The organism is Anaerostipes hadrus ATCC 29173 = JCM 17467 (assembly GCF_030296915.1).
In the GTDB taxonomy this organism is placed as follows: Bacteria; Bacillota; Clostridia; order Lachnospirales; family Lachnospiraceae; genus Anaerostipes; species Anaerostipes hadrus.
The window spans coordinates 855,794-867,734 of sequence record NZ_AP028031.1 but is presented as its reverse complement, the minus strand read 5'-3'; the positions used below and the strand labels follow the sequence as shown (position 1 = coordinate 867,734).

At 37.0% G+C, this 11,941-nt stretch carries 11 protein-coding genes, 1 tRNA gene and 1 pseudogene; all 13 read right to left on the bottom strand.

Features of this window, described 5'->3' with window-relative positions:
* Positions 1-4: 4 nt before the first annotated feature.
* Positions 5-907, bottom strand: a complete 903-nt coding sequence (locus QUE18_RS04170; protein ID WP_009203060.1) for a dihydroorotate dehydrogenase — start codon at positions 905-907, stop codon at positions 5-7.
* Entirely contained in the window at positions 907-1,674 is a 768-nt protein-coding gene (locus QUE18_RS04165; RefSeq protein WP_040343958.1) for a dihydroorotate dehydrogenase electron transfer subunit, read from the bottom strand. The genes QUE18_RS04170 and QUE18_RS04165 overlap by 1 nt, the downstream gene beginning before the upstream one ends.
* Before the next feature lie 54 nt (positions 1,675-1,728).
* Positions 1,729-2,652, bottom strand: coding sequence for an orotidine-5'-phosphate decarboxylase (gene pyrF, locus QUE18_RS04160; protein ID WP_009264467.1), 924 nt, complete (start codon positions 2,650-2,652; stop codon positions 1,729-1,731).
* Positions 2,653-2,794: 142 nt separating this feature from the next.
* Positions 2,795-3,454 carry an HAD family hydrolase gene (locus QUE18_RS04155; protein WP_008392465.1) on the bottom strand — a complete coding sequence of 220 codons (660 nt, stop codon included), beginning with the start codon at positions 3,452-3,454 and terminating at the stop codon, positions 2,795-2,797.
* A gap of 22 nt (positions 3,455-3,476) precedes the next feature.
* Positions 3,477-4,123, bottom strand: a pseudogene (locus QUE18_RS04150) (family 1 glycosylhydrolase).
* A 190-nt stretch (positions 4,124-4,313) separates the two neighbouring features.
* The gene (gene thiH / locus QUE18_RS04145; RefSeq protein ID WP_009203064.1) at positions 4,314-5,480 is read right to left on the bottom strand and encodes a 2-iminoacetate synthase ThiH; all 1,167 of its coding nucleotides are present in this window, start codon (positions 5,478-5,480) and stop codon (positions 4,314-4,316) included.
* Positions 5,481-5,482: 2 nt separating this feature from the next.
* Positions 5,483-6,253, bottom strand: coding sequence for a thiazole synthase (locus QUE18_RS04140; protein ID WP_008392470.1), 771 nt, complete (start codon positions 6,251-6,253; stop codon positions 5,483-5,485).
* Between the two features lie 58 nt (positions 6,254-6,311).
* Positions 6,312-6,506: a sulfur carrier protein ThiS gene (thiS, locus tag QUE18_RS04135; RefSeq protein WP_015530548.1), complete on the bottom strand. Its 195-nt coding sequence runs from the start codon at positions 6,504-6,506 to the stop codon at positions 6,312-6,314.
* A 394-nt stretch (positions 6,507-6,900) separates the two neighbouring features.
* A tRNA-Glu gene (locus QUE18_RS04130) sits at positions 6,901-6,972 on the bottom strand.
* Between the two features lie 77 nt (positions 6,973-7,049).
* Positions 7,050-7,634 carry a cytidylate kinase-like family protein gene (locus QUE18_RS04125; protein ID WP_009203066.1) on the bottom strand — a complete coding sequence of 195 codons (585 nt, stop codon included), beginning with the start codon at positions 7,632-7,634 and terminating at the stop codon, positions 7,050-7,052.
* 17 nt (positions 7,635-7,651) lie between these two features.
* Entirely contained in the window at positions 7,652-8,344 is a 693-nt protein-coding gene (locus QUE18_RS04120; protein ID WP_009203067.1) for an LrgB family protein, read from the bottom strand.
* Positions 8,337-8,696: a CidA/LrgA family protein gene (locus QUE18_RS04115; RefSeq protein WP_009203068.1), complete on the bottom strand. Its 360-nt coding sequence runs from the start codon at positions 8,694-8,696 to the stop codon at positions 8,337-8,339. Before QUE18_RS04115 ends, QUE18_RS04120 begins: the two co-directional genes overlap by 8 nt.
* Before the next feature lie 145 nt (positions 8,697-8,841).
* On the bottom strand, positions 8,842-11,928 hold the full coding sequence (locus tag QUE18_RS04110; protein WP_286259230.1) for a glycosyl hydrolase 53 family protein: 3,087 nt from the start codon (positions 11,926-11,928) through the stop codon (positions 8,842-8,844).
* Between the last annotated feature and the right edge of the window lie 13 nt (positions 11,929-11,941).

Genomic DNA, 11,941 nt, shown 5'->3' with positions numbered 1-11,941 from the left:
TTATCTATTTGACACATCCGATCAATTCGTTAATATCATTGATCTGATGTCTTTCCATGTAAGTTTTGATTCCATCAACAACTTCAAGTGTCGTTGCAGGATTGATAAAGTTTGCTGTTCCTACTGATACCGCTGTTGCACCAGCCATGATAAACTCTAATGCATCCTCAGCTGTTGAGATTCCACCCATACCGATAATTGGCACATCCACAGCGTTAGCAACCTGATATACCATACGGACAGCAACTGGTTTGATCGCTGGTCCGGACATCCCACCTGTCTTATTGGCAAGCACAAAATCTCTTCTTTCAATATCGATCTTCATTCCTGTTAATGTATTAATCAAAGAAAGTGCATCACTTCCTGCATCAACTGCAGCTTTTGCCATCTCTGTGATATCTGTGACATTCGGACTTAACTTCATGATGATCGGCTGTTTTGCTTTTGCTTTCACTGCCTTCGTAATATCATATAACGCTTTTGGATCCTGTCCAAAAGCAATCCCGCCTTCTTTCACATTCGGACAAGATACATTGATCTCTAATAAATCTACTGGCTGGTCAGCAAGTCTTTCTACAACCTCGAGATAATCCTTTTCGGATTTTCCACAAACATTAACAATGATCGTTGCTCCGGCTTTCTTAAGGTATGGAATATCTCGTTCAACAAACACATCGATCCCAGGATTCTGCAATCCGATCGCATTTAACATACCACCATATACCTCTGCAACTCTAGGCACAGGATTCCCCGGCCATGGAACATTAGCAACTCCTTTGGTTGTCACTGCTCCTAATTTGGAAAGGTCGACAAATTCACTGAATTCTTCTCCGGAACCAAATGTTCCTGATCCTGTTGTCACAGGGTTCTTCATTGTTACTCCGGCAATATCAACTGATAAATTCATTATAGTTCCACCTCCCTGGCGTCGAATACTGGCCCATCTTTGCAAACACGTTTGTTATGAACATGTGAATGGGAATCTACGTCTTTTGACTTGCAAACACAGGCTAAGCATGCACCGATTCCACATGCCATTCTCTCTTCCATGGAAATCTGTGCTTCGATCCCCATCTCTTCTGCATATGCTTTGATTCCTCGAAGCATTGGTGTTGGACCACATGCATAGATGATGCTTCCTTCCACGCCCTGCTCTTTGATCGCATCAATGACATTTCCCTTCGTTCCAAAAGATCCGTCTTCTGTAGAGATCACAACATCTCCAACTGCCTCAAATTCGTCTTTTAAGAACATATCACTGTCACGGTATCCTAAAACTGCTGTTTTGTCGCAATCTAACTGCTTCATTAATTCTAACATCGGAGGTATTCCGATTCCTCCACCGATTAAAATTGCTTTTTTGTCTTTCAGTGTAAATCCGTTTCCTAAAGGTCCTAAGATTTTGACCATCTCACCTTCTTTGTAATCGGATAATTCCTTCGTTCCATCTCCAACCGTACGATAGACGATCCTTAATGTCCCTGCTTCTTTATCGATCCCACAGATACTGATCGGTCTTGGAAGGATCTTACTCTTGTTATTCAGATATACAGAAATAAACTGTCCTGCTTTTGCTTCTTTCGCAATCTCTTCTGCTTTCAATGTCATATCAAAGATTCCGTCTGATAAAGATGTATGACGAATGATCTCTGCCATTACCTGTTTCTTACTCATCTTGCAATTCTCCTTTATCTGGCTGTTTTCTTTACTCACAAAATAGGTGATCTTTTATTTTACCCAGGCCTGTTTTAAATCTTCTTTCATATCAAGAACAGCCTGTCTTGATGCATCTGCGTAATTTTCTTCTCCAAACTGACTGTAAGCATCCTGTTTATATGCACAGATGATTCCTCTGGAAGAATTAATGATCGCACCTAATCCATCTTCGTTAAAGAATGGCGCAAGATCCTTTGCCTGACCACCCTGTGCTCCGTATCCTGGAACTAAGATGTATGATTTTGGCATGATCTTTCTTAATACTTCTCCCATCTTAGGATAAGTTGCTCCAACAACGGCACCGATATAGCTGTAAGAATCTCCCATCAGTTCTTCTCCCCAGGAAGCAACTTTCTCGGCTACCATCTCATATAACGGTTTTCCATCGATCTCCTGATCCTGGAATTCTCCGCTGGATGGGTTTGATGTCTTAACTAAGATGAACATTCCCTTCTTCTCTTCTTTACATACTTCCATAAATGGACGGATTCCATCACTTCCAAGATATGGATTAACTGTTACAAAATCTTCACAAAATCCGCTGTATGTCTTGCTTCCCACTGCAACCTTTCCTACATGACCGATCGCATAAGCTTTGGATGTTGATCCAATATCTCCACGTTTGATATCTCCGATGATCACAAGACCTTTGCTCTTTGCATATTCACATGTCTTATTAAATGCAACAAGTCCTGGAACTCCAAATTGTTCATACATAGCAATCTGTGGTTTAACTGCTGGAATCAGATCATAAGTTGCATCAATGATTCCTTTATTATACTGCCAGATTGCCTCTGCTGCTCCTTCTAAAGTCTCACCATATTCAGCAAATGCTGCTTTCTTAATATATTCTGGTACATAATCAAGCATTGGATCTAATCCAACAACAATAGGGGCATCTAATTTTTTAATATTGTTTACTAACTGATTGATCATCGAACTCTCCTTTATATCTTTCTTCTTATATTTCAAAAGATTATACCCTTTCTCATTTATTGATTAAGGTATATTCAATTTATCTTATCACAAAAAGGGAGTTTCGTCTACGAAACTCCCTAAAATCAATTTTAAATTTGTATTACAATTCTTTTGCAAAGGAAAAATCCTGCATAACTTCTATAACTCCTGGACGTTTTAAAAATTCTTCTTCATTTTCCTTGTCACAGATCACAACGATCTGTTCACATCCTGCATCATATGCATTTCGGATTCCAGAATTGGAATCTTCATAAATTCTGATGTCTTTCATATCAATGCCGATCACATCGGCTGCTTTATGAAACATTGCGATCTTATTCTCATATGTTCCATCATCATAAACGATATCTTCTGGCTTGATCCAGCGGTCCAGTCCAAAGGACTCAATAAAGAAATCAATATTTTCTTTGATTGATGCACTGGCAATCGTAAATGGAATATCTTTTTCTTTCAAATGATCAAAAAACTCACATACACCATCTACCAGATGAAATTTTTCCGTATCTTCTTTACAGAATTGACGATAATATTCTTCTTTTTTCTGAGAATATTTTTCTAATTCTTCTTTTGTTGCTTTCCCATCTGTAAAATATAAAATATTTTGTATATTTGGTGTTCCGTTTAGTTTCGTATGTAATTCTTCTAACGTGATTTCTTTTCCTCGTAAGATCTTAGAGATCTCATTCCATGCTTTCACATGTTTATCATTGTCAAAAAATAATGTTCCATTGAAATCAAAAATGATTCCCTGATATTCCATTTCTCATTCCTCCATTGCAATTTTACAGTTCTTTTGTCTTGCTTACTTCGCGATACCAGTCTGTCTTTGGAATTCCTTCTTTATCCATACATTCTCCGACACCTTTTAAGCAGAATCTTGAAGTACCTTTTTCTCCTGTTCCATTATGAAATATATCATTTTCCCCATCATAATATCTGATAAAACGGCTCTGGTAATAGTTGATTCCAAGATAATCATTGTAAGATGCAGCTTCTTTTAAGATCTCCATATCATCTTTGCTTGCATGAAAGCTTCCGTTGTTTAACTCTACCAAACGATTGATGATCTCCATTGTTTCATCCCTGTATTTCCCAAGGAATGTTGCATCTAACAAGCACTGATTATTTAATACATCTTCATTTTTTGCCGCTTTAACATCTTCGTCTTTCGTTTCATCATAAGGATATTTACTTTCTAACGAATGAACGATACCTATCTTCCTTCATAGCCTGCTTCTTTGTATGCAATAACAGCTTTTGCATGAGCCACCATCATATTGTGCATTAACTGGATCGCACTTGCCATATCATATTGTACACCATTCGGGAAGGTTCCTTCAATATATATATTGGTTGCAACCGCCCAGATCTCGGTGACATGCTCCCACCACTTAAATCCCTGATTTTGAAGTGGTGGCTTCTTGCTCAATGGCTCTACTGAGCCAAGTATCTACAAGCTATATTATGTTAAAAATCCTTGATCTTTCTCTATATTCTTCTTTTTAGGAGCGGCGAGCTTTTTATTACATAGGGGATTCCATCGGATTTTCCTAGGATAAAAAATCCCGGATCTTTTATTTTGATCCGGGATTGTGTATACTATATACTTTTTTGTTTTCTTATACATAAATATAATCTGTCATAACTGGCTGCATGCCATTGTCCTCGATCATTTGATAAATCTCATCAACTGATCTTCCATCACTGATTTCGAACTGTTCATCACCTTTTTCTTCTTCCTGACTGTGTCCACCGATTCCAACATTTACTCCTGCTGAAATCTTCGTCGCTGCGATCTGAATGATGTTGTCACGGAATCTTTCACATTCACGTGTTGAGATCGTAATACTTGCAAATGGCATAAAGATTCGATATGCACAAATGATCTGTAGAAGCTGTGGTTCATGAACATCTTTTGGATTGATCTTATCGTTATTAATGATCGGACGTAATCTAGGACATGAAAATGCGATTTCTGCATGTGGATATTTTTTCTGTAAAAGATATGCATGCATTCCTGTTGCCAGTGCATCTTTTCTAAAATCATCCAATCCTAAGAGAGCAGCAAATCCGACACCTCTCATTCCACCCATGATCGCGCGTTCCTGAGCATTGAGACGGTATGGGAAGATTCTCTTTCTTCCACCCAAATGCAGTGTCTTATATTTGTCTGAATTATATGTTTCCTGGAAGACTGTAACAAAATCTGCCCCACATTCATGCAGATATGCATAATCTTTAGAATCCATTGGATATACTTCAAGACCGATCAGTTTAAAATATTTCTTCGCGATCTTACATGCTTCTCCGATATATTCAACACTTGATTTGTTTGGACTTTCTCCAGTCAGGATCAAAACTTCTTCCAATCCTGTCTCTGCGATCGCCTGCATTTCTTTTTCAATCTCTTCTGCATTAAGCTGTGCACGTTTGATCTTGTTGTGGCAATTAAATCCACAGTAAACACAATAATTTTCACAGTAGTTTGCAATATATAACGGAGTAAAGATCGCTACAGAGTTTCCAAAATGTTTTCTTGTCTCTTTCTGTGCTTTCTGTGCGATTTCTTCCAAAAACGGCAATGCCGCTGGCGATAATAAAGCTTTGAAATTATCAACAGAACAAGTTTCTGCTGCCAATGCTTCTTTGACATCTTTTGCTGTATAAATGTCTGCATCATAGCTGTTCATCTCTGCGATGACACGGTCCATGATATCTGAATCAATCGCTTCCATGTCATCCGTATATTTCATATGATCTGTATTCTCATCAATTCTTACACTCATGATTAATCCTCCAAAAATCCTGTTAATGGTGATGATGCGCTAGAACCTTTTTCAATGACTCTTCCAAGTCCTGCCAGATATGCGCTTCTTCCTGCCTCAATTGCTTTCTTAAATGCTTCTGCCATGGCTGGAATATCACCTGCAGTTGCGATTGCTGTATTCGCCATCACTGCAGCTGCACCCATTTCCATTGCTTCACATGCCTGAGATGGTTTTCCGATTCCTGCATCTACGATGATCGGAAGATCGATCTCATCGATCAAAATCTGGATAAAGTCTTTCGTACAGATTCCTTTGTTAGATCCAATTGGAGACCCAAGAGGCATAACTGCAGCTGCCCCAGCATTTACAAGATCTCTGGCTGCATTTAAGTCTGGATACATATATGGCATAACAACAAATCCTTCTTTGGCAAGGATTTCTGTTGCCTTGATCGTTTCATAGTTATCTGGAAGCAGATATTTAGAATCATGAATAACTTCAATCTTAACGAAATCCCCGCATCCTACTTCTCTTGCAAGTCTTGCAATACGAACTGCTTCTTCTGCATTTCTTGCTCCAGATGTATTTGGAAGAAGTGTGACACCTTCTGGAATATAATCAAGAATATTAGCTGTATCATTTGTGTTCGTTCTTCGAAGTGCTAATGTAATGATCTGTGCTCCTGCATTCTGCACTGCTGCATTGATCAGATCTAAGGAATATTTTCCTGATCCTAAGATAAATCTTGAATCAAATTCATGTCCACCGATGATTAACTTGTCCTGTTTCATGTTATTCTCCTTTATATATGCATAATTTTCTTATCTCTTTGTACCTGTTATCTTCAGATCATCCGCCACCGACAAAGGCTACGATCTCTAATGTGTCACTGTCACTTAAGATCACATTCGCATATTCCCCTTTAGGAACGATTTCTCCATTTCTTTCCACTGCGATTCTCTTATCTGAAAATCCTTCCTGTGTTAAGAAATCAGATAATGCGACAGGGTCTTTTAATGTTTTTGTCTCTCCATTTAATCTCATCTGCTTTCCTCCTTGACTGACTTTCCTTTTATCTTTAAAAGGAACAAAAAAGGGTCCACAAAGAAGCATCACACCCGAGGTGGTGTGCCCCTTCGTGGACCCGATAGTTCAGATTCACTCTTGTTGTAGATTATCATATTGATATTTTTTTGTCAAGTGATTATTGCATTTTGTTTTTTGTGTGATATAATATCTTTGTGCTTTAATCAGCACTTTGACATTTGTTTGAATCCTCTTTGGCATTTTATATGCCAGGGGGATTTTTTATTTCTTGATCGTTATATTTTTATTCCAGATTTAATATTTCAAAAACTTTAACCCTTTTCTTTAACCAATTCAAATATAAACAAAATAAAAAAGCTACAAACCGCATAAATACGAAGTTTGTAGCTTATGACTCCAACGAGAATCGAACTCGTGATTCGACCTTGAGAGGGTCGCGTCTTAACCGCTTGACCATGGAGCCAGATTTATATTCGAGGTGGTCTGTTGCAACCACCTCTATCTATTATACATATTATTTTTGTAATGTCAAGAACTTTTTTAAATTAAATTTCTTATTTTCAGATAGTCCAAAATCATTTTTACACATCCATCGATTCCAAGGATTCCTTCGTCCAGACATAATTCATATCCATTGGACATTCCCCATATTTCATTTGTGTAATATTTATGAAATTCATAACGTTTTGAATCTTCTGTTTCTATTTCTTTTTCAGCTTGTTCTTTGCTTATTCCAAGATATTTCATAAGATTTTTAATTCGAATGTTCTTATCTGCATGCATAAAAATTCTTACTGTATTCGGACGTTCCCTGAAAAGATAATTTCCACAGCTATCCATCACGACGCCTCCCGTATTACCAATAATCTTTTTGATAATCCCGAAAGGTACCTCATTAGAACTCACATTTTCACTCATTGCAATTGCATATAACAGACTGTTTACTTTTCTGTCATTAAAAAATGCATTTAATTCATCATAATCATCTGTTCCTTCTACTACTCTTAGAAGATGTGCCTTGTCATAAAGTGGCAGTTCAAATTGTCTTCGAATTTTTTCTGCGACTTTATCTCCCATTGTTCCATGTTCTCTTCCGATCGTGATGATCATTTTCTCATCTGCCATGATTTCTTCCTCCTATTTTAAATAAGCTGAGCAAATCCTGATACAAATACAACAGTCAAAAGTCCTGCTACTGCTACTGCCAGACTGCTCATTGCACCTTCGACTGGTCCCATCTCAATTGCTCTTGCTGTTCCGATCGCATGAGATGCTGTTCCAAGTGCCAGACCTTTTGCCAATGGATTTTTTATTTTAAAGATATGAAATACTGTATCTGCGATCACATTTCCAAGAATTCCAGTAATAATGATCACTGCAACTGTAATTGTCACGATTCCACCTAATTCTTCTGATATTCCAATTCCGATCGCTGTTGTGATCGATTTAGGAAGCATTGTTACATACTGTTGGTGGTTGAATCCAAATAACATACAAAGAACAAAAATTCCTGTTAAACTTGCTAATGTTCCTGATAATATCCCACAAACAACTGCAACCTTATTTTTCTTTAGTAATTCTAACTGCTCATATAGAGGTACAGCAAGACACACTGTTGCTGGCGTCAACAAATAAGATATGTATTTCGCACTTGCGTTATATACTTCATAACTGATTCCAAATACTTTCAATGCCAGGATCACAATAACTATAGATACTAATAATGGATTTAATATTGCTAATCCCAGCTTTCTCTTTAAAAATAGTCCGATCTCATATGCGATCAAACTGATCGTTACTCCTGCAAACAATGATTGTCTGAACATTTCATTCATTTTTGATTCCTCTCTTCTGTGCTATCATTTGTGCTATTTTTCCTGTGACTACCATAACAAATATTGTGATCACTACAGTTATGACTAGTATTGGCAGTAATAATGGCTGTAAAACTTTCCACGAATCAATTAATCCAGCTGCTGCTGGAATAAACATAACGGGCATGATCTCAATCAGAAAAAATGCTGCCTCTTTAACTTGACTCGTCTTCAAAATACCAGTCACCAGACATAACAACATTAACACCAGTCCATACACACTTGCCGGAATTGGCAATGGTATGAACATCTTAAGCACTTCTCCCAAAAAAGAGAGTAGTAAAATAATCATAAATTGTCTAAGAAATTTCATACACTCCTCCAGTTTTTCATATTAAGTCTTTTTTCTTGTATACAATATTATGGTACTACCAACTTTTAATGTCAATACTTTATTTATTGTCATTTTTAAAAAAAATAGAATCCTGCATCGACAGAATTCTATTTTTTCACCTAAATTATTTTACAACTTTTGCAGCTTTGGCATTGATATATCCAATGAATTTTCCTGATTTGGTATACAATGCAAGATATTTGTTTCCATTTTCATGTTTATATCTGTATTTTGCCACATATGTCTTTTTATAAACTTTTGTTTTTGATTTCTTCCATTTAAAATTCTTATATAGTTTATATTTTTTACTCTTGATCTTTACACGTTTTCCATAAGTGTATGCTTTTCCTTGCTCTGGCTGTGTTGCTGATCCTAATCGTTTTACCGCTTTCTTATTAATGTACCCAACAAATTTACCACCTTTTGTATAAAGAGCAAGATATTTATTTCCATTCTTATGGTCATATCTATATTTTGCTACATATGTCTTTTTATAAACTTTTGTTTTGGATTTCTTCCATTTGAAATTCTTGTAAAGTTTATAATTTTTCTTTGTAACTTTCACTCGGTAATTATAACTGATCGCAGGTCCTGCTGCTGTTCTTGTATATACAACTTTCTGTACTGTATTACCTTCCTGTGTTCCCTTTAATGTCATATTATATTTTTTATTCTTTGGATAATATCCAGAGAATTTTGGTAATGTGATCTTGCGGGTCTTTCCTACTTCAACTTTGACATACTGGGTAGGATATACTTCTTTTCCATTTTTATCAACGCTCTTCAATGCTATGATCTGTTCTTTTCCTTTGGATACAGAATCTTTATAGAATTTTAATGACTGTAATGGATATCCATTGGAATCAAATAACGTCTGGTTATCCCAGCTGCTTCCGCCCCATGCTGGTTGTCCATTATAATACATCTTGTTATCTGGATAGTATCCTTTTGCTCCCTGAGCCGCCCATCCAGTTCCATAACGATCAGACATATCCTTATTGTGCTTCCAATTAGTCCATCCCGCTTTTACCGGAATCCATGCTCCCTCCCAGTAAAAAGCTCCAAGCCCATTATCATTTGATAACAATGTCTGATACATATCCGTCAATGCATCCACCTGTCCCTGTGGATCATCAGAATATACTTTTGCATTTGCATGTCCTTCACCAATGACATTTGATGTACCATCCGCATCTTTTAAACTGTTAAGCCAACTTGTTTCCATAACCGCATACATTTTTCCTCTTGACTTGGCAAGATTTTCTATTTTCTGAAGTCCAGCTAATGCATTTTTACTGGAATTTCCTTGCCAGAATTGATAAAATGAGCTACCGAAAACATCATAGTCCACTCCATTTCGTTCCCATGCATTCATGATTTCTGAACATTTTCCATAACCCATACTTTCAAGATGCAGTGTAACTAATGCTTTTGGTGTGCATTCTCTGACTGCTTTGATCCCTGCTTTTAAATATCCACATAAAATCTTGGCATTCTTTGCATTTCCCCATGTATCTTTATAAGTTTCTCCCTTTGAATAATCTGGCATGATATCAAGCATTCCATTTGTAATCTCATTTCCAACTTGTACCATTCCGATATCTGCTCCAACTTCCTGGAATTTCTTTATCGTATCCTTTGTAAAATCGTAAACATTTTGTTTCATCTTTTCTGTATCATTTTTATCTTTTTCCCAAGCTTTTGGTATCTTTTGAAGTGCTGGATCCGCCCAGAAATCAGAATAGTGGAAATCTAGCAGAAGTTTCATATCATACTGTGCAGCTTCTTTTGCAATTTCAAGACCAGCTGCCACATCATTCGCACCACCTCCGTATGTTTCTCCTTTTTCATTTGTTGGATCATTCCAGATACGGATTCGAATATAATTAACTCCATTATCATGCAATACTTTTAACAATGATGTTTCTTTTCCGTCAAAATCATAGTATTTTACGCCTGCTTTCTTTAGTGCTGTATAGGATGAAATATCCATTCCTCGAATGGAACTTTGTGACATATTATTAAGTTTTTTGACAGAAGCTGTTAGATTCTTAAGTCCTGTATCTCCACCATATTCCCATGGATCTTTATAAGTGCTTACATCGACCTGATTTCCCTGTGCATAAGCAAAGATTGCAAGTGAAGACATTGCTTGTCCATTTTCATCAAAGAACGAGTCCCATGCCCCGACAAAATCTGCATCATTATAGATCAATCCACCTGCATTTTTCTCATCGATCGTTGCCTGAAGATAATCATAAATGCTCTTTGTCTGTGTCGTTATACTGGCTTTTCCTTCTGAATCTTTCCATGGACATTTGACACTGGAAATGATCATCTGCTTTCCTGCTGCCTTTTCTTCTACTGTATTCTTTAATGTTTTTACATAATTTTCATTGTGTGTATCCGGATAGATGTTTACTCCAATATAATCATATCCTGCACCCTCATATTTTTCACAGGCATATCCAAGCTGTTCTATAATATATTGGATATCAGAAGCCTTTTCTGGTGCTGCAAAACTGAATGCCGTTTTTATTCCAGCATCTTTTACGGTCTTTGAAATCTCTGCCATCGCACAATATCCATCCCAGCTGCTCAGATTCAGAAAGTTATAGTTAACTTCATTTCCGATCGTAACCATAGTTGGAGTCGCGCCTGCCCTCTTTAATTCTTCCAATACCGTTTTCGTATATTTATTTGCTTCTTCCGCGGCCTTATCTACACTCCAGCCACCTGGAAGTTCCTGTGAATTTCCGTAAGTTATCTTATCAGAATATAACAACACCACATTGGTCTTTAATCCTGCTTTTTTTGCTTCTTTTAATGTTTCTTTTGCATATTCCAATGATAAATAACTGTCATCTTTTGCTGGGTTCACTGCAACTTTCACAGAAATCGTATTGATTCCCTGTGATCTTACATATTCAAACACATTGGAAACTTCGATTCCTTTGTAATTTTTCCAGACTTTTTTCCACGCATTTTTTTGCAGTTGATAATGGGAAAAATCTGCTCCTAGAACCGTGTTATCTCCAATTCCATTGACTTTTTTATATTTCGTCAGATCATTCTCTGCCTGACTGGTTTGTGAGACAGTATTCGTATCTGCTTTTACATGATGTGATAACGGTAAAATTGTTGTTCCTTCCATCGCCGTGATCAATGCTGCGATCATTATAGTTGTTACCAGTTTTCTTACCTTTTGCATAAACTACCCTCCT